This is a genomic window from Kitasatospora sp. NPDC029312 (assembly GCF_055569215.1).
Genome location: NZ_JBVHXY010000047.1, coordinates 1 through 18201, shown reverse-complemented (window position 1 = coordinate 18201; position 18201 = coordinate 1). Strand labels below are relative to the sequence as shown.

The window sequence follows — 18201 nt, the reverse complement described above, 5'->3', positions numbered from 1 at the left end:
ACCGATCTCACTGAGGCAGGAACCCGGGCGTACGCCGGTCGTCCGCGACGCGTACCTGCCGCGGACAGGGAGCGGGACGCTGGCGGTGCTACTCCTGCGGGCGAAGGCGGACATAGCGGACGGTGCTGTGCCGGCCGCTGCCGACGGTGACCTCGACGAGCGGGGGTTCACCGGTGACGGTCCACGTGGAGGTGCTGTCCGGCGGGCCCGGCTCCAGCCGTCCGGCGAGCACGTCGGCGATCGGCCGAGCCTGGACTGGGGTGAGGCGGGGTGTGGTGACGGCGGTGTTGCCGTCGGGCAGGCGCACCAGCAGGGCCTGCGGCCGCTGCGGCGTTCCGATGACGGCGAGCAGCTGCGCGTCGGTGGTTTCGCTGTGGCGGATCTTCTGCCACGCGCCGGCGCCGTGGGTGGGACGGTATCGGGTGTCCAGTCCCTTGGCGACGATCCCCTCGATCCCCATGGGCTGGAGGCTGTGGTACCAGTCGGCGGCCTCGGTCCGGCTGGTGGTCGCCATGCAGAGTTGCAGGGGCGGCCGGACCCCGGTGAGTGCCATCTCCAGCGCTTCCCACCGCTCCCGCAGGGGCCGGTCCCGGATGTCGCGTCCCGGCAGCGCGAGGGCGTCCCAGGCGACGTACAGCACCTGCGTGCCGGTGGCGGCCCGTGCGGCGGGGGAGCGCAGCAGTGCGGTGAAGTCCAGTCGGCCCTGCCCGCCGCCCGTGCGCTCGTACGCGACGATTTCCCCGTCGAGGACCAGGCCGACGGGGAGCACAGCCAGCGCCGGCGGAAGCTGAGGAAACCGGTCGCCGAGCTCGTTGCCGCGCCGCGACACCAGCCGGACCTCGTGACCCTCCAGCACGTGAGCCGTCGCCCGGATGCCGTCCAGCTTGATCGTGTACTGGGTCCCGCCCGGCAGCGCGTCCTCCGCCGGCAGCACCGGGACCGGCACGGGCTGCATCACCTCCACCGGCGGTCGCAGCAACACGCGGCTCCCGGTGCGCGGCATGCCTGCGGCACCGCCCACTACTCGCCGTCGCCCACGAGCCGGCCGGGACCGAGGCCGAAGAAGTACGCGATCGCCTCGGGAGCGCTGGCGACCATGGCCTGCTGCTCCTCCTCCGTTGGGCGCTCCCGGTTGAAGTGATCGAACGAGCACGCGCCCCAGGGGTTCCAGGCCGTGGTTCGGCCGCAGGCCTCGCAGGTCATCGTCACGGTCTCGGCCATGCTGCACCTCCGGCCTGCGGGGTTCCTCTCCTCCACGGTAGGCCCGCATCGGCGGCGGGCGGAGCTGACGTTTGATCATTCGAACCGATTGTCGAACAATTGTTCCCATGACGTCCGCTGTCCCGTTCTCCCGTCCCGTGCGTGCGACCGGCATGCCCGGCGATGCCGAGTACGCGCCCCGCGAGCTGATGTCCCTGCCGGGACCCACCCGGGACATCCGGCGCTGGAGGCTGGTGGAGATCCGGCGGGGCGGCCGGTGGCGGCCCGCGATCCTCACGGTGTGGCGCCGCCCGCCCGGCTCCGCCGTGTGGGTGGTCCACGTGCGCTGGGCGCCGGATCAGGGCGACGCCGAGGCCTGGGGCTGGTTCCTGTTCTCGGAGACGACAATCCGGCCACTGCCCGAGCCCGACGACCCAGCCCCGACCCGGGCCCCGTTCCACGGTGTCTGGCGGGATGCGATCACGGTGCCGCGCGAACTCGCGGGCGCTCCCGATCCCGATGGGGCGGACCGGTGCTGGCGCCTGGCCTGGCTGCGAACCGAGGGCGGCTGGCGCTCCGCGTTGGTCACCGCCCGCCGGCGCCCGGGCCCGGACGTGCCGTGGATCGCCGACGTGCGCTGGGGTGAGGACCGGCAGAGCGCCTGGGTCCTCTACGACCCGGCCGCGGTGCGCGTCATACCCCAGCAAGGCGACGACGGCACCGAAGAAGACCGCGCCGCCGAGGCCCCGGAGCCACCGGCCGGGGGCGACGGCACGTGAGCATCGCCGCTGTCTCGGACACCTCGCAGGCCGCAGCGCTGCCCGCCTCCGATGCGAACGCGCAGCGCCGGCTGAGGCTGGCCGATCTGCTGGAGGAGACCAGCCCGGCCGCCCGGCGCGCCCGGATCGAGGCCGTGACCCGGCCGGTGCTGCCCGCGCTCGAGCCGCTGCTGCCGGACGGCCGGCTGCCGAAGGGCGTCGTCGTCGAGGTCATGGACGCGAGCCTGCTCCTCGCGGTGGCCGCGGGACCGGCCGCCGCGTCGAACACCTCGTGGACCGCTGTCATCGGCTGGCCCGAGGCAGGGCTCGCCGCAGCCCGCGCCTACGGCCTGCCCTGGGAGCGCACCGTGCTGGCCGACGAACCCGGCGACCACTGGACCGAGGTCGCCTCCATCCTCGCCGACGCCTGCGAGACGATCATTCTGCGTCCCACCAGCCGCCCCGTCCCGCGCCAGCTCGCCCGCCTCGAACAACGCCTGCGCACCACAGGCGCCACCCTCCTGACCCTCGACGCCTGGCCGGGCACCGCCGAACTGCGCCTGACGGCCGGGAATGCGGTGTGGTCCGGGCTCGGTGACGGCTGGGGACAGCTCGCCGGCCGTCAGGTCGACGTCCGCTGCACCGGCCGGGGCCGCGCCGCCCGGCCCCGCGAGACGCGTCTTCTCCTGCCGGACGAGCACGGCGGCGTGAGCGCAGCGGTACCCGCGCCGGTGGAACGGCTGCCCGGAGCGGGTGACGCCTTCACGGCGGTCGCCGCTCTGGCGTAACCGCGGGCGGCCGCCCTGCTGCGACCAACCCGGTGCGTGAGCCTTCCAACGGCGACAACGCCACCCTCCGAGCGGGGCGGGGCCGGCGCCGTTCGTGCGGTGCTTGTGAGGCGTCAGGACCGCTCCCGGCGAGGCCGCTTGGTGTGCGACGATCCGCAGACCGACAGGTTGGAGGACGGCTGTGGAGCAGCGGGGACGGGCGTACGAGCGGGCGCTGGAGATCGCCGCGACGGATGCCCGGGCGGAGGTGGTCGATGTCGTGGTGCTCGCGCTGGAGACTCTCCGCGGGGGCGGCCCGGACGAGGTGCCGCTGGGGCGGCTGCTGTGGCACCTGGCGGACGGGCTGCGCGGGCGGGTGCGCGGCGAGGAGGGCGTTGACGTGCTCGAAGGTGCGGTCCGGGCGACCTCCCTCGCGCTGGCGGCCGAGCGCGGCGCTCTGGGGCGGGACGACGTCGTCCGGATCACCGGCGGGGAGTACGCGGGCCGGGCGGCGCTTGTCGACGTGCCGGTCTGGGAGCCGGACGACGACGCCCGGGACGTCCAGCCCGGACCTCCTCGCGCCTACTGGGTCCGGCTGGACGGGGCGGTGACTGTGACGGTGCTGGCCGGGGACTTGCGCATCGCGACGCCGACGGGGGACCCGGAGGTGTTCATGACGGTCGCGTTCCCCTCCACGTGGTTTGGCTGCGTGGTGTGGGGTGACCGGCTGGTGCGCTGGCACGCCGAGCGCCGCCGCCGGGAGTGGGAGCCGCTGGACCTCGGCCCGGACCCGGCGGACACCGTGGGCAAGGCCGCGCTCCTGGTGTCGGCGGCGCTGCTGGACGCCGCCACGACGGCGGGCCTGGACGAGCCGGCCGACGGCACCGCGCTCCTCGACCTGCCGCTGTCCGCCGTCTCCACGCTGCTCGACGGCACCTACGACGAGACGATCGCCGCCATGTTGGAGCGGACCCGTCCGTCCTTCTCCGCCACCGAGCGGGTGCTGGAGGACCTGCGGGAGCTGTGGAGCCTGCGCGCCGAAGTCGAGGAGCTGCGCCAGCGCGGCCGGGTCCGGCGATTGGCTCTCACCGTGGTGGTGGGCCACCAGGCCGCGGGCATGCGTCCTGGGGCCGAACCGGCCGAGCACCTGACGGGACGCAGGGTCGTCCGGCTGCGGGACCGGATGACGGATCTGGCGCCGTGGGAACAGAAGCGGCGGGCCGTGGCGTGGGCCGAGGACCTGGCGGCGCAGCTCGGAGGAGAAGCCCTGTAGGCGCGGGGCTCGCTCCCAGCACCCGCCGGCGGAGTCCAGCCCATGGCGTGGTGATCACTCGGTAGGCGGATTGACACTCTCCGCATTTTTCTTCTCATTCGGCCTAAACGAAACCCGCCTCGCGCCGGGAAGCTGTCACTTGACGTCACGTCTCCCCCACGGAATGACAGCACCGAGCATGAGAGGCCCCGGAAGTGAACACCCTCATCCGCCCAGTCCGCCCTCAGCCCACCGCGATGGCCGGCCAGGACTGGGTGCGGCCCATCGCCGACCACCCCGGCTCCGCCGAGCGCCACCGCGCCGCATCCGACCCGGCGGCCGCCGCGTGAACCACGATGCCCACGACGACGACCCCGAAGGCGGCGACGACCAGCCCCCGCTGGTGTCCATAGAGTTCGACGCGTTCTTCGAGCAGTACCACCAGCGCTACTTGGACTATGCCCGCGCCCAGCTCACCCTCAGCGAGCCGGAGCAGATCCAGGACCTGGTCGAGGACGTCTTCGCCCACCTCGGCGCCGACTGGGACCAGGTCCTCACCCGGTCCAACCCCGTCGGCTACGCCTGGGGACTGCTGCGCTTCGCGGTGGAGAACGAACGCCGCCAGCGAGGCGAGGTCCTCATGCTGGTCGAGCAGAGCGTCTTCATGGACGCCGCCAACCGCGCCACCCGCCCCGTCTTCGAGGCACTGGAAGACGGACTGGGCATCTACCACGCCATCAGCCGCCTGCCCGAGCGCCAGTACGACGCCCTGCTGTTCAACCGCTTCCTGGAGTACAGCACCGCCGACACCGCCGCCGTGATGGGCATCAGCCCGAGCACCGTCCGCGTGCTCGTCCACCAGGCCCACAGCAAGCTCCGCCAGCTCACGCTGCTCGCCGTCTCAGAATCCGACGAGGAGTAGACCGGTGCACACCGAACTCGACCACCTGACACACACCGCCGCCCCCTACGCCCGTTTCACCGGCTACGACCCCCAGGCCGGCCGCCGCCGCATTGCCGCGAAGATCACCGCCCTCAAGCAGCAGCAGGCCACGCCCGAGCGGAACGACCCGCCTCGCCCCGCCGAACAGCCCGAGCACGAGCAGGCCCTCACCTTCCAGCAGCACGCCGAACGCGACCTGCGCACCCTCGCCACCTGCATCATCAACGAGGACGACGCCCCGGACCACCTCTACGGACTCCTGAACCACCCGGACATCGAGCCCAAGGGGGGCCTCGTCTTCGCCGCCCTGCTCTACCTCAGCGGACACCCCCGCAACGCCCAGTTCTGGTTCCAGTTCGCGGCCGGCTCCGGCGAGAGCAACGCGGCCTACGCCCTCTACCTCCACCACGCCGCCCTCGGCGAACTGCGCGACGCCGAGTTCTGGTTCCACGAGACCGCCCAGCTCATGGACCAGTCGGACCGCTCCCTGCCCGCTGCGCCGCCCCCGCCCAGCGTCCCGCAGATCGACCTCTACCTCTTCAACATCCCCTGGCACAGCCAGCACCTGCACCTGCCCGAGGACACCACCGACCTCGCCCGGCCCGACCCGCGCCTGCGCAGCACGGTCGACGACCTCGACACCGTCCGCGCGGACGACCGCTTCGGCACCTTCGTCATGCCCACCGAGACCATCGCCGAACAGCTGCACGACCTCGTCTGCCAGTAGCACCAACACCGACACCGCCCCAACCACCAGGAGAACAGCCGTGTCCCCCGTCCTGCACAACGCCGCGCTCATCACCGCCGCGAGCACCGCCTGGTACGCGATGGCGATCACCGCCGCCGCCGTCACCGCCGTTGCCGCCCGCAGCGCCGACCGACGCCGCGACGCCCGGGAAGTCCTCAAAGTCCTTGTACGCCGGAACCGCTGACCAAGCGTGCTCGGGCCCCGGCCGTCGATGCCGACGGGATCGAGTGGAGGGGCTGACCAAGCTCGTCGGCCCGCTCACGGTGTCGGGCTCGCATGGTAGGACTGCTACCCGGCAGAGTTCGATCAGACGGGCGGTCAGCGATGGGGCGGCAGGAAGAAGCGATACGCGTTGCGGACGAGCTTTTGGCTGACATCGAGCTCAAGCGGTTGAAGGCGTCCGAGGTCGTTCTGAAGGCGAGCAGGCTTGCCCGATTGGTCGGTCACACCGAGTTGGGGGAGTTCCTCGGGTTCGAACGCAGCGGGTACCCGACGGATGGCTCGGCGGCGACGTGGGTCGAAAGAGCGGGGCGCCTGGCCGACCGGGAGAAGGGAACCTTCTACACAGTGGCGATCGCGAAAGTGGAGGCTTATGTCGAGTCCAGCCAGCAAGCCATCGACGCCATGCGCGGTGGGGGTAACTATTCGGGCGACAAGGCTCTGCTTGCCTCGGGCAACCATGACAAGCGGATCCTCCAATCCTCGGCCAACGTCGCCACGTGGAAGGGGATCTGCGGGCAAGTCGTCGCGACCGTCTACGACATGGTTGCCGAGATCTACCACGAACTCCTATTCAGCGAGCTCCAGGCAAGTCTGTTCGCGGACACCCAGGAGAAGGTCGACGGGGCCTTGGCTGCGGCGAGCGGGAGTGCGCTCGACAAGATCGAGCGTATCTCTGACCGGCTCCGGGACGGCGACACTGAGTCCGTCAGCCAGGCGCTGACGACCTGCCGTCGGTTGATCGACTCCTCTGCGGACTATGTGTTCCCGGCGCGCGACGAGCCGTACAAGATCGGGGACGAGGCTGAGCTGAAGGTTGGACAGCAGCAGGTGCTGAACCGTCTCCAGGCTCACACTCATGCCTGCGGGGCGTCCAAGAGTCGCAGGGACCGGCTGCGTCGGACCCTGTCCGATCTCTACGCCCGGTGCTCCGCAGGTACTCACGCCGAGGTCACCATCGATGAGGCCCGCTTCATTTTCCTGCAAACCTACGTTGCCCTCGGCGAGATTCTGACCTTGGGCGCGCCCGAGGATGGCGACGCCTGATCCCGAGACCGGGTGCGGCCGCAGCGGGTGCCTGACGTTCGCGGCCTCGGCGGTGGCCCTCACGGTGCACCCGCAGGCCTGTACAGCGGGCTGGTCCGGATGAGGTTTCCACCGCAGCCGCACCCTCGCCAGCAGCACCCAACTCGGCCGTGTCCGGGGCACAGGATGGTCGTTGAACGCTGCGGCCTCTCGGGCTGTCGCCGAAAGCAGCGACGATCAATCGGCTTCGTCGCCGAGAACGGCGACGGATGGCATGAGTAGTCGCCGTGGACGGGCGGTGAGGGAAGGAACGACGTGTCGAGTGAGCGCGAGGGCGTGACCGGAGCGGAAACCGGTAAGGAGGCGACACCTGCCCGCAGGGCCTCCGTGGCGCTGATCGCCGCGCACCGGCTACTGGGCCGGGAGGCCCAGGCGCTGGCCAACGACGAGCAGACCACACCCTCGTCGAACGACCGGGCAGCCACGCTGCGCCGGAAGCAGGCCCTGCTGAGGGACACCTGCCGGTACCTATCGGGGGCGGTCAGCGTCCTCGCCTCGATCGTCGGCCTGCAGGAACTGGGTGTCGATGGTCAGCTGCCGCAGGACGCGTCCGGCGAGCCGTACACCGCGCTGCCCGCCCTGGAGGACCTGGACAGCGACCTGTTCTCCTTGGCCTTCGAGGAGCTGCGCAAGGCCATCGGGGCGCTGCGCAAGGTCTACGTCCCCACCCGCAAGCACCCCGATCTCGCTTTCCCTGAGGACCGGGCGGCGATGGGTGAGGTGGTCGCGCACCTGCGGACCGCCTCCACGCTGCTGGAGGCCGCGTCCAACGGCGGTGAGGACGCCGAGGAGGAAGAGGCGGACACGGCGGACCCGCTGGACGAACTGGAGGGGATCTGCGCGCCGCTGCACTCCCAGCACGGGGAGATGAGCGACGAAGCTGTCATCGCCCGGGTCCTCGGCGACCCGCGGTTGTCTGCCAAGACCACGAAGGCGCTGCGCTTGCGGAGGCAGGCGACGCTGTCGGCCGAGTAGCCGCCCGCTCGTTGAACCTGTCGCGGGCCTCGACCAGGCGCGCGGCCCGGCCAGCGGCGTGTCGCGACGCGGCCGATCGGGTGACGCCTGTCGGACATGCCAGCAACCCTGCGGGGAGGAGCAAATTCCGCCGCTGGAGGCATACGTGGACTACCGGAAGATGTCGCCGGAGGCGAAGGCCGCGTTCCTGGCCGAGCGGCCGCGCTGCGAGCTGTGCACGAGGCCGTCGGTGCAGGTCGATCACGACCACGTCTCGTACGAGGTGCGCGGCGCACTGTGTCGGCGGTGCAACTCCCGGCTCGGGTCGCTGGAGGCGGCGCTGCGCCTGCCGCGAGGGCTGTTCCAGAGTCTGGCGGGGGATCTGCACCGGGCGCTGTGGCGCAGCGGGACGGTGGGGCTGGACCAGTACGCCGAGGACTTCTCCTACCTCGGCCTGACGTTCGAGGAGTACACGAGCCGGCTGCGCGCGGTGCACGAGCAGCTGGTGCTGCCGTACGTGTACTGGGCGCTGGTGACCGGGAAGCCAGCGATCGGGACGAGGGCGTGGAAGAAGATCGGGCCGCTGTGCGACGACGCGGAAGCCGAGCGGCACAGGGCACGCCTGGTGGCCTCGCCCGAGCCGTACTGGGTGTGGGTGACGCGCGAGCCCGACGACAGGGTGAACAGCCCTGTGCCCCGCGCCCTGGTCGTGGCCGCCGACTCCACCGAGGGCGCCCGGGAGCTGCACCAGCAGCTGCGCGGCCCAGTCGACATGAGCCGCTACGAGGCCAGGGACCGCGACTTCGCCGAGCTGGCGGTGCCGGTGCTGATGAGCCGACCTCTGACGGCGGAGCAGTTTCGCGCCGCGCACTGGCGCGACGACGAGCAGCTGCCGGCAACGGACCAGGAGCTACGGGAACTGCTGCTGCGCTACGGCTATATGGCCAGCTGGCTGGACCTGGCGGTGCGGATCGTCCTGGAGGACCTGGGCGAGGACCTGCCGGACGCGGGGTGGGCGGTGCCGAGCCGGGCCCGGCACCACTGGATGGTGCTGTTCGCACACTGGCGCGATCGGCGGAACCGTCCATCGCCGGCCTGATGATGAAGGCATCGAGGGGCGCGCGGCACTGCCGTGCGCCCCTTCGCCTTTGGCTTACAAAGTAGACGGGTGTAGTATTTGGTCATGCTCTACTGTTTGGGAGGATTCTCGTGAGGATCGGTATCGGCGGCGAGGACGTCGAGGTGCCCGACGACCTGGGCCGGGCGCTGCTCGCGGCGCTGCGCAACGAACGGTTGGTGGAGCCGCCGGCGGCCTCCGACTTCGACGACCTGATCGCCCTGGTCGCCCGCATCAGCCGCGTCACCCAGCACCTGACCGTGTTCAAGGAACTGGCCATGTCCCGCGCGGACGCCGCCGGCGCCTACTCCAACCGGCGCGCCCTCGGAATGGCGGCCGCGATGGCAGCCTCCCAGCTCGGCCGGGTCCTCCAGGGCCACGGGCTACCGCGGGACCGCCGCAGCGGCGGCGTGGACCTGGTCATCGCCTTCCGCACCACCGACGACGGCAAGCTCCACCTGGCCGCCGAGCAGGACGTCGCGGCCCTGCCCTCGTTCACCCTGCCTGCCGACCACGCACCGGAGAAGGAGCGCGGCGAGTTCACCGGCCGGGAGCTCACCTTCTACTACCGCTCCCAGGTCCCGCTCGCTTCGGCCGGCCTCGGGCGCAGTGCCGGCTACACCTTGCGCGACGCCGACCGGAACCTGATCGGCTGCGTCACCGAGGACGTCTTCGACGCCCTGTTCGGCGACCCACGCCTCGACCCGACCCGACCCAACGGACGCTGAGGAGCGACCGATGTCCGACGAGCTGTTCGACTCCGTCGACGCGCTGCTCGCCGCGGTGAACACCGGCCTGCCGGTCCCGGCGGAGCGCAAGCGGCTGCGCCTGGCGGCCGGGCTGACGCCCGCGCAGATCGCCGCGGCCCTGCGGGTGAACTCGGCCCTGGTACTGGGCTGGGAGGACGGCACCGCCGTCCCGGGCCCGGACATCGCCCCGGCCTACGCGCGGCTGCTCGCGGGCCTGGCAGAGCGCTTCCCCGCGCCCGAGCAGCCCGCCGCCGCCCCGGCCCCGGCGGTGCCGCAGGCGTTCACCGGCCCGGCACCCGCCCAGGAGACCGCCGACGGCCTGGTGGTCCCGCTGCTCGACCAGAACCCGGACGGCTCGCTGGTGATGGGCGAAGCTGCGCCGTGCGTGCAGTGCGGCCAGCCCTCCGTCTACCGCGCCCAGGGCCGCCCGATGCACCTGGGTGGCCTCTGCCGCCCCGCCGCCCCGGCGCCCGAGGCCGCCGCGCGACCCCAGCAGCCGTCCACCGCACCGCAGGCCCCGACCCCGCCCGTCATCGCCGAGCCGACCTCGCCCGCAGCTGCTGCTGTCGTCTCGGAGCCGGCCCGGACCGCGCCCACCACCACGCCGGCCCCTGCACGCCCGCGCCCCGCGACGGCCCGCACCGCTGCCCGTCCAGCTGCTCCGCGTCCCGCTGGCCCGGCCGCCACGGCTACCACTGCGCGCTGGTGGCCGGCGGTCGCGCTGGACGTCGCCGACGACGGCAGGTGGATGCTCGACGTCCAGCAGATCCCGGCCCCGGCCGGGACCAAGCTCGGCGACTGGTTCGCGTGGCTGGGCACCGGGCTGCCGCTGCGCGTCGAGCGGGCCCACCCGTCCGGGCGCGGCGGCGACGGAATGGTCTGCCTGACCGCCGCGGCACTCAAGCAGCTGGGACTACCCGCCACGATGCCCGCCACCGAGAAGGCCCTGGCCGCGCTCCGGGCCAAGTTGGCGAAGGCCGCCGCGACGGTGGGCATGGAGCTCTCCGACCAGATCGGCCCGAGCTTCCACGTCTTCCGCCGCGCCGGTTCGGCTGGCGGACCGAAGACCTCGGTGCGGGTCACCATCGCGCCGTGGCTGGGACAGGGCGACGGCCGCCAGCAGGCCACCAGTGCCCTGGCCGCTCCGCTGGCGACCGCCCCCGACGGCACCCGGGACGGGCTCACCCTGGCCCGCCGCTACCGCGCCTTCACCACCGACCTCGGCGTCGCGCCCGGCGCGACCACCGCCTCCACCGCGATGCTGCTCCTGGACGCGGTGCGCCCGCGCGTGGAGTGGGTCAAGGACCAGACGACCGGGGAGTGGTCCTCCCACCTGCGCGAAGGCGCCCTGCCCAGCGGCGACCTGTGCGTGCCCCCGGCCGCCGGGGCCCGCCACCCGCTCACCCGCGAACTCCTCAGCAAGGGCGAGGCGGTGTGCGAGGAGGAGGACTACAAGTGGTGGGCCCGCGAGCTCACCGACGTTGAGGCCCGCCGCCCGTGGGCGGTCGCGGTCGACGTCTGCGCCTCCTACCTGTCGGTCACCGACTCCCTGCGCCTGCCCATCGGCCCGTACGAGTACGTGAAGAACCCGGCCTGGGACGGCAAGACCGCCGGCCTGTGGTGGTGCGACTTCACCGGCATCGCGGTGGACGAGCTGCTGCCGCACCCGGCCACCTTCCACGGCCAGCCGCCGACCGGGCCCGGCTGGTACGCCACCGTCACGGTCGCCTACATGGCCACCACCTACGGCTTCGACCCGTCCACCATCACCGCCGCCTACCTGGCCGCCCACACCGCCCCGCTCCTCAAGGAGTGGACCGGCCGCATCCGCGCCGGGTACAAGCGCACCTACGCCGAGCTCGGGCTGATCGACGGCCAGAGCCCGGAGGACTTCCTGGCCGCCTACGCCGTCCACAAGGACGTCGGAACCGACCCGGTCCGCGCGGACGCCCTGGTCCTCGCGGCCACCTACAAGAACATCTACAAGGGCGGCATCGGCAAGTGGGCCGACAGCGCCCGCCACCTGGACGACCAGACGTGGATGGAGAAGGTCGCCGCGTCCTGGTCGTACGACCCCGCGCTGCGTTTCCAGGTCATCGCCGCCGCCCGCATCGCCGCCCACCGCCGCCTGCGCAAGACCCTCCAGCTCACTGGCCGGGCCCCCTTCGCCGTCAACGTCGACTCGTACCTGTACGCCGCCGACGCCCCCTCCCCGCTGGAGCTGCTCCCGGTGAAGGAAGACGGCACTCCGGTCCCCGGCGCGCTGCGCCTGGGTATCGCGCCGGGCAGTCACAAGCACGAGTCCTCGATCCCGCTCACGGCGGTGGTCGAGGCGATGGAGCGCCGGGAGCACCCCTCCAAGCTGGTCCACCACTACACCACCGACGGCACCCCGATCGGCCAGGATGGCGGGGCCGCCGGCACCGGCAATGACGATGATGAAGGCGGGAACTGATGGCGGGCAAGGGGTTGTTCGGCCGGGTGCGTGAGGCGCTGTTCCCGTCGCGGAAGGCGCCGGTGCAGTCCACGACGCAGGCCGGCCAGGTGCGGGAGCGCAAGTACGGCGGGAACACCAAGGCGATGGCCGAGGCGTACGGGGTGAAGCCGCGCACCGTGCTGCGCTGGATCGACGGGACCCGCCACCCCAAGGGGAAGGACGCCGAGCGGCTGCAGCGTGAGGCGGTCGATGTGCAGACCACCGAGCGCGGCCGGGAGCGCAAGGCCAAGCAGCTCGCGCAGCGCGGCACGGTCTCCGGGATCGGGGCCCGGGTCGGGCGCGCCGTCAGTTTCGAGATCCGCGGGTCGGACGCGGTCCGGGCCCGCGACATCCACCTGAACCTGTCGGGCGAGCAGGCCGCGGCCCTGGCCGTCGCCGAGGACGAGGGCGAGGTGCGGGCCGTGATCGGCCAGGCGCTCGCGGACTACTTCAACGGCGGCGCCGGGTACGGCGGGTTCGGACCGGATGACTTCGAATTCGACACCAACGACTTCGACCTGAGCTGATCACGGCGCCCGCCCAACTGGCCATCTAAAACGGCCGGTTCGGGCCGAGCGCCGCCAGAGTGGCGGCCGCGATCCGACCAGGGACCGGTGCCGCGAACACCCCGACCGCGACCAGCTTCACAGCGGTCACGGCGGGGAATTCCGGGGAATCCAACCCGGGAACGGGCCCGCGCGCGGGCAAGCTGAACTTCCGATCCGAATTCACAGCGCCGCCAGAACCAGCACCACGCACTAATTCCCGAAGCCCCCGACCACAGGAAATCCGACCAGAATTCCAAGGACAGGACGGAATCGCGATGACGCACGACGGCCACCGGGACGACCACGGCCAGGGCGACGCCGCCCAGGAGCTGGAGGACCTCGAAGCGGCGTGGGAGCTGACGCCGGCGCGCTGGCGCTGCGCCCACTGCGGGGACCGGATCACCGGGGAGGGCCACACCTGGTTCGGCCCGCCGCCCGAGCCCGGCCAGGACCGCGACACCGCGCCGCGGTTCCACATCGACCGCGACGACTGCCGGGCGGCGGGCGGCTGGCCGCCGATGAACTCGCCCGAGACCAGCCAGCAGCAGCCGCCCTCGGCCCCGGCCACCACCGCCGACGAGCCGGGCCAGCCGGCCGGGCGCGACTGGCGCGAGGAACTGGAGACCACCCGCCTGGCCCGCCTCGCCGTGGCCCGGCTGCGCCGCGACCTGGCGGCCGACGCCGACCCGCAGCTGCCGCCCGGCCCGGAGCTGGCCGCGCTGGTCGAGGAGTTCGACCGGATGCGGACCACGCTCGCCGCGTCCTGGCGGCACGCGGCCGACCTGCTGGAGGCGACCCCGCACCACCCGACCGCGCTGACCGGACCGTACTGGTACGGCCAGGGATGGGACGAAGCCGTCCACCACCTGCGGGACCTGGCCGACGGCATGGACTGAGCAGGCCCCGGCCGCCACCACCTGGTGGCGGCCGCCGTTGAACCGCACAGCCGAGAAGGGGAGATGCACCATGACCACGCCGGAATCCGCGAAGCCGGTCCCGCCGCACTCGTACACCTGGTGGGGCGAGGTCCCCGCGCACCTGGTCACCAAGACCCGGCTCGCCGAGCTGGACCTGTCCCGTCGTGCGGGCAGCATCATCATGCCGGACTCACTGGCCGGGTTCGCCCCGTTCAGCCGGACGGTGTCAGCGCGGTCCGCTACCGTTGACGGGCGGTCAGTGACCGTGGGCCCGGCTCGCCAGGCCCGGCATCCGTCCGGCCCGTGACCGGACGCGGCCGAAGGTGCCACGCGCCGAGCCGCTTGCTCTGCCTCAGCTGTTCTCCGGTCGCCTTCCTGCGCGGCGGGTCACGGGATCGCCGCAGCCCTGGGAGGGGCCTGCCATGCCGATCAACCACACCCGCAAGACCCAGCTCGCCGAACTGAAGAGCACCTACGGCGTCAAGCACGCCGACGCCATCGCGCTGCTGGACCACCCCGACGGCTACCAGCGCGCCGCGCTGTGCAACGTGCTCGCCAACACCCCGGGCGTGAACACCTACAAGGACGCCGTCGCCCATCTCGAGGAGCAGGACCGCCTCTGGAGGGCCCAGATGCAGGACGAGTGGGACGACCTGGACTTCTGCGACTGCGGGTACCCCCTCGACGAGGGCCGCTTCCACTGCTGCGACTGCGGAGCCGGCCACGAATACCACTGTGTCTGCTGACCTGGCACTGACCACCAGGGCGGCCGTCGACCTGGCTGTGCGCGGGCTGGCGGTGTTCGCGCTGCCGCCCGGCGGCCGCCGTCCCGAGGCCGGCGGCTGGAGCGCGCGGTGCTGGACCGACCCGGACCAGGTCCGCCGACAGTGGCGCGAGGGCGACAACATCGGCGTCGGCTGCCGGGCCAGCCGGATCGTCGGCCTGGACCTGGACGTCGAGGGAGCCGGCCGGGACGTCCTCGCCGCCCTGGCCGACCGCCTGGGCGAGCCGTGGCCGGGCACGCTGACCGTCACCAGCCCGTCCGGCGGCGCGCATTTGTACTTCCGCGTGCCGCCCGGCTGCGCCTTCGCGTCCGTTTCCGGCGGCCGCACAGCACTGGGGCCGGGTATCGACGTCCGCGGCCCGGGCCGGGGCAGCGGCGGCTACCTGATCGGCCCAGGGTCCGTCGTCAGCGGTATCCGGTACGTCGTCGAGCGGGACCACCCGGTGGCCCCGCTGCCGTCCTGGATCGCGGAGAGGCTCTCCGCGGCCAGCCGCCGGACACCCCGGCTGGCACCGTGAGGCGGGTTTGTCCCCGCCGGCGGTGACCTTTGTCCCCGCGAGCAGGGCCCCCTGGTGTCGGGCGCAGCACGTCTGCTCGGCCGGACGGTGCTCGGTGGCGGGGACACAACGGCCCCTCAGTTTGTTCTGCCACGGCAGAACAAACTGATCAAGCCTGTGATGACGCCGGCCGGCCCTTCATTGGCTCTGACCTGCATCTTTCCCCTCAAGGGGAACGATGTACGCACAAGCGGCCGGGTGCCGTTGCGCTTCGGCGGAACGACCCCCGGGTCCTTCACCGACCACGGACGCCTTTGGCCCGTCTTCCTGATCGGGAGGACGGGCCAAGGGCTGGGTTCTGCGGGTCAGGGGAGATCGGCAACGCGTTCGTCGTTCAGCCGTTGGCCCGCCTCCAACAGCCACCGTTTCAGTCGCTCTGCCTGATCGGCGCCGTTCAAGATGTCCATCGCCTCGCTCTGCTGACGGGCCTTGTCCTCCCCGCCGGGGCCGTCGGCAGCTGCGGTGAGCTGCGCGAGCCCGGCCGCGTGCCCCTTGTCCGCGAAGTCCGACAACGCAGCCAGGACCAGCGGCAGGTCCTCCCACACGGCCAGCCCGATCTCGCGGATCACCGCACGCTCCTCCAACGTGCTCTTCACCGCCTCGGCCGCGCCCAGAACAACTCTCTCTCCAGCCCTCTGCAGCCGGGTACCGCGCTTGTCCAACTCCGCCCCCATCTCTCTGCTCCAACCAGGACAGGCTCAGCCGGCGTTCGGCACGGACTTGAGCCGGGGGCGCCGACTGATGTCGGTGACCTTGCTGCGCTGTTCGGCCTTGCGGGCCTTCTCCTCCTGGTGCTGAGCCAGCCGGCGCTCGTACTCGTCCTCGAAGTCACCCTCGTCCAGCCGCATCCCGGCCGGCAGCGCCCGCATGGCCTGCTGCTGCTCCTTGGGCGTGTTGAACGCCGCGATGGCGGGGTGGAGCTGGAAGCGGCCGCGGCGCACCACGGTGACGAGCCGGGCGGCCACCAGGTAGGGCATGGCGCGGCTGATTTGGTCGCGCCCCATCGCCAGCCCGGCGCCGAGCTCGTCGTGGGTGGCCACCACCAGGCCGCCGGGCTCCTGCTCGGTCATCAGGTGCAGCAGCAGGGTGTAGGCGGTGGGAGGCAACCGCGGCACGTAGGCCAGCCCGTTGAAGCTGCCCCACAGCGGACGACGCGAGACCCACTCCTCAGCGGTGGTGACGCTCATGACTTCTTCCCTTCGAGGAGGTCGGGCTTGCGCGGTTCCAGCTTGGCACCCGGCTGCGCCATCGCCTTGAACGCCTCAGGCGCCTTCGGATCGTCCAGGATCTCGCGCAGCAGGTCCAGCTGCTCCACCCGCTCACCCTTGCCCGCCGCAGCCGCCTTCTTGCCCTTCTGCGGCTTCCTGAGACCCCCGCGCAGGCTCGCGGCGGGGTTGAGCTGGTACAGGCCCCTGCGCAGGCTCCGCAGCGCCCCGTCGGCCTCCAGGACCTTGAAGACCCGGGTGATGTGCGACCGGCTGTACTCGAGGTGCTTGGCGATGTCTTCGTGCGTCGTCTCGACGAGGCCGCCGGGTTCCTGGCAGCCCATCAGGGTGAGAAGCACGACCAGGACGAACCGGTCGCTGTCGTACCGCCGGGCGGCCCAGCGCATGAACTCCAGCGAGTCCATGCTGAACTCCTGGCCCACGAACCCGGTACTGGTCGGCAGGGGGAAGACCTGGGCGCCGTGGCCGGGCGGCAGCTCGACGGTGCTGGATTTCGGAATCCGGCTGTACGAGGTGGGCGGCGGCTTGGGGCGGCGGCGCCGGGTTCGCGCCGGCTGCGGCTCCGGCAGCCGGGCAGCGGAGCTGCCGTCCGTGGGCCCTGCGCTCATGCCGTGGCTCTCCTTGATCGGGTTGGACGTCAGCATCTTGGCACGACCGTGGCAGTACAGCCACGCATTGGTGGCAGGACACGCACGGAACTCCCCGCAATGTCAGCCCAGGACTGACAAAACGACGGTGCCGGGGAACACGATCACCGACGGTGCCTGTGGATAACGTCCACTGACACACGCGACCAGTTCCGTGGCACTACTGCCACCAAACCACCGCGGTCCGTCAGCACTGTCTGACTTCAGCACCCAGATATGTCAGCCCTGGGCTGACATTCAGGCCCCCAAGCAAGGCTCTGACCTGCAATGATGCGGCGTTCTAGCTCTTAGAACGTGCGCGCGCGTGATATCGATGATCAACCATTCGCGCAAGCACCAACACGCCGTCACCGTGGTGCAAGGTCAGTCGCCCACCAGGGGACGACCAGCCGCTGTGGCACCGCGCCCGGACACACCCGCCGCCTGGGTGCCGGAGCCCGCCAGCACCTGCTGGAGCAGCGCCGCCGACCTGCAGGCCCGTGCCACAGCATCGGCCTGCGGCCGATCCGGCAGTAGCCGCGCCCGCTTCGCTGCGCCCGGCCGGACGACGGGTTGAATGCCCTTCCGCCGGATGTGCTGGGCTTCCAGCCGCGCGGGAGCCCCGGCGGGGTCTCCTCCGGAGCCCCGACCCCGCCGGATTCGGTACGCTGGCTGGCCGCAGCGGCCGAAGGCCGGCCCCACTGTTCCGGTGCCCGGCACCGACATGTGACGGCTGGCCCACTGAAATTTCGCCGCCATTGTCCCAGCCTTTTCGTTCGACATTCCCTTTTTCTCTCCCGCCCGGAGAAGGCTGACAGGGTGACACCAGACCGCATTGCACGCCTGCCTTTCAGGCACTATTCACCAGTACGGTGCGAGGCTTTATGACTGTGCAATTCTTAGGTTTCCGGAACCCCTCCTCAGTCCCAGACTCTAGCGGATAGACCCTTTGATGCATGCGAGCGAGTGCGAAGCCTGTCCCTGTACTACCCCAACGAGTGACCCCGCCACCTGACCACTCATCACCATCCCACCCGTCAAAGCGCGAAGCGCCCCACCAGTCGGTTCGGGCGAAGCCCGAACCCACCCCCCGCCCAGTCAGGGCCGAAGGCCCCACTCTGATGCTCACTCAATTACGGAGCGGGGCGCGGAGGTTGGCCCGCCACCACCCAAGCACGCGCGGGGCCCGCCACCCCACCCGATCGGGCGCAGCCCGATCCAGGACGGCACAGCCGGCCCCGCCCGCGCGCAGCGCGGGCCAGTCCTCGGCGAAG

Annotated in this window: 22 protein-coding genes; 17 read left to right on the top strand and 5 right to left on the bottom strand. The window is 71.8% G+C overall.

The features are described from left to right. Positions 1 to 88: 88 nt before the first annotated feature. Positions 89 to 982, bottom strand: coding sequence for an ATP-dependent DNA ligase (locus ACZ4WV_RS29485; protein ID WP_465751676.1), 894 nt, complete (start codon positions 980 to 982; stop codon positions 89 to 91). 38 nt (positions 983 to 1020) lie between these two features. Next, complete coding sequence (locus ACZ4WV_RS29480; protein WP_465751675.1) at positions 1021 to 1221, bottom strand: hypothetical protein; 201 nt, start codon at positions 1219 to 1221, stop codon at positions 1021 to 1023. A 107-nt stretch (positions 1222 to 1328) separates the two neighbouring features. On the opposite strand from ACZ4WV_RS29480, the gene ACZ4WV_RS29475 reads away from it, so the two are divergent. The 17 genes from ACZ4WV_RS29475 to ACZ4WV_RS29395 all read left to right on the top strand — a co-directional run bounded on the left by ACZ4WV_RS29475 (position 1329) and on the right by ACZ4WV_RS29395 (position 15036). Further along, complete coding sequence (locus ACZ4WV_RS29475; RefSeq protein ID WP_465751674.1) at positions 1329 to 1979, top strand: hypothetical protein; 651 nt, start codon at positions 1329 to 1331, stop codon at positions 1977 to 1979. After that, entirely contained in the window at positions 1976 to 2746 is a 771-nt protein-coding gene (locus ACZ4WV_RS29470) for a hypothetical protein (protein ID WP_465751673.1), read from the top strand. Before ACZ4WV_RS29475 ends, ACZ4WV_RS29470 begins: the two co-directional genes overlap by 4 nt. Positions 2747 to 2927: 181 nt before the next feature. Further along, complete coding sequence (locus ACZ4WV_RS29465) at positions 2928 to 3998, top strand: hypothetical protein (RefSeq protein ID WP_465751672.1); 1071 nt, start codon at positions 2928 to 2930, stop codon at positions 3996 to 3998. Between the two features lie 194 nt (positions 3999 to 4192). Then, entirely contained in the window at positions 4193 to 4327 is a 135-nt protein-coding gene (locus tag ACZ4WV_RS29460) for a hypothetical protein (RefSeq protein WP_465751671.1), read from the top strand. Then, positions 4324 to 4899 (top strand): RNA polymerase sigma factor, encoded by a 576-nt coding sequence (locus ACZ4WV_RS29455; protein WP_465751670.1) that lies wholly within the window; start codon positions 4324 to 4326, stop codon positions 4897 to 4899. Before ACZ4WV_RS29460 ends, ACZ4WV_RS29455 begins: the two co-directional genes overlap by 4 nt. 4 nt (positions 4900 to 4903) lie before the next feature. Then, positions 4904 to 5647: a hypothetical protein gene (locus ACZ4WV_RS29450; protein WP_465751669.1), complete on the top strand. Its 744-nt coding sequence runs from the start codon at positions 4904 to 4906 to the stop codon at positions 5645 to 5647. 40 nt (positions 5648 to 5687) lie between these two features. Then, complete coding sequence (locus tag ACZ4WV_RS29445) at positions 5688 to 5852, top strand: hypothetical protein (RefSeq protein WP_465751668.1); 165 nt, start codon at positions 5688 to 5690, stop codon at positions 5850 to 5852. Positions 5853 to 5992: 140 nt separating this feature from the next. Then, positions 5993 to 6934, top strand: a complete 942-nt coding sequence (locus ACZ4WV_RS29440) for an AbiTii domain-containing protein (RefSeq protein ID WP_465751667.1) — start codon at positions 5993 to 5995, stop codon at positions 6932 to 6934. A 294-nt stretch (positions 6935 to 7228) separates the two neighbouring features. Further along, positions 7229 to 7948: a hypothetical protein gene (locus ACZ4WV_RS29435; RefSeq protein WP_465751666.1), complete on the top strand. Its 720-nt coding sequence runs from the start codon at positions 7229 to 7231 to the stop codon at positions 7946 to 7948. A 145-nt stretch (positions 7949 to 8093) separates the two neighbouring features. Then, on the top strand, positions 8094 to 9026 hold the full coding sequence (locus ACZ4WV_RS29430; protein WP_465751665.1) for an endonuclease domain-containing protein: 933 nt from the start codon (positions 8094 to 8096) through the stop codon (positions 9024 to 9026). A gap of 110 nt (positions 9027 to 9136) precedes the next feature. Next, on the top strand, positions 9137 to 9772 hold the full coding sequence (locus ACZ4WV_RS29425) for a hypothetical protein (RefSeq protein WP_465751664.1): 636 nt from the start codon (positions 9137 to 9139) through the stop codon (positions 9770 to 9772). Positions 9773 to 9782: 10 nt separating this feature from the next. Next, entirely contained in the window at positions 9783 to 12248 is a 2466-nt protein-coding gene (locus ACZ4WV_RS29420) for a helix-turn-helix domain-containing protein (RefSeq protein ID WP_465751663.1), read from the top strand. Further along, the gene (locus ACZ4WV_RS29415; RefSeq protein WP_465751662.1) at positions 12248 to 12796 is read left to right on the top strand and encodes a hypothetical protein; all 549 of its coding nucleotides are present in this window, start codon (positions 12248 to 12250) and stop codon (positions 12794 to 12796) included. The genes ACZ4WV_RS29420 and ACZ4WV_RS29415 overlap by 1 nt, the downstream gene beginning before the upstream one ends. A 296-nt stretch (positions 12797 to 13092) precedes the next feature. Then, positions 13093 to 13713, top strand: a complete 621-nt coding sequence (locus tag ACZ4WV_RS29410; protein ID WP_465751661.1) for a hypothetical protein — start codon at positions 13093 to 13095, stop codon at positions 13711 to 13713. Between the two features lie 70 nt (positions 13714 to 13783). Next, the gene (locus ACZ4WV_RS29405; RefSeq protein WP_465751660.1) at positions 13784 to 14041 is read left to right on the top strand and encodes a hypothetical protein; all 258 of its coding nucleotides are present in this window, start codon (positions 13784 to 13786) and stop codon (positions 14039 to 14041) included. Between the two features lie 115 nt (positions 14042 to 14156). Further along, on the top strand, positions 14157 to 14480 hold the full coding sequence (locus tag ACZ4WV_RS29400; RefSeq protein ID WP_465751659.1) for a hypothetical protein: 324 nt from the start codon (positions 14157 to 14159) through the stop codon (positions 14478 to 14480). Continuing rightward, positions 14470 to 15036, top strand: a complete 567-nt coding sequence (locus ACZ4WV_RS29395; protein WP_465751658.1) for a bifunctional DNA primase/polymerase — start codon at positions 14470 to 14472, stop codon at positions 15034 to 15036. Before ACZ4WV_RS29400 ends, ACZ4WV_RS29395 begins: the two co-directional genes overlap by 11 nt. Before the next feature lie 344 nt (positions 15037 to 15380). Here the strand turns inward: ACZ4WV_RS29395 and ACZ4WV_RS29390 are convergent, their stop codons facing one another. From ACZ4WV_RS29390 to ACZ4WV_RS29380, 3 genes are all read right to left on the bottom strand, one after another. Further along, the gene (locus ACZ4WV_RS29390) at positions 15381 to 15644 is read right to left on the bottom strand and encodes a hypothetical protein (RefSeq protein ID WP_465751657.1); all 264 of its coding nucleotides are present in this window, start codon (positions 15642 to 15644) and stop codon (positions 15381 to 15383) included. Positions 15645 to 15773: 129 nt separating this feature from the next. Then, entirely contained in the window at positions 15774 to 16262 is a 489-nt protein-coding gene (locus ACZ4WV_RS29385) for a hypothetical protein (RefSeq protein ID WP_465751656.1), read from the bottom strand. Beyond that, positions 16259 to 16909 (bottom strand): helix-turn-helix domain-containing protein, encoded by a 651-nt coding sequence (locus tag ACZ4WV_RS29380; protein ID WP_465751655.1) that lies wholly within the window; start codon positions 16907 to 16909, stop codon positions 16259 to 16261. The genes ACZ4WV_RS29385 and ACZ4WV_RS29380 overlap by 4 nt, the downstream gene beginning before the upstream one ends. Between the last annotated feature and the right edge of the window lie 1292 nt (positions 16910 to 18201).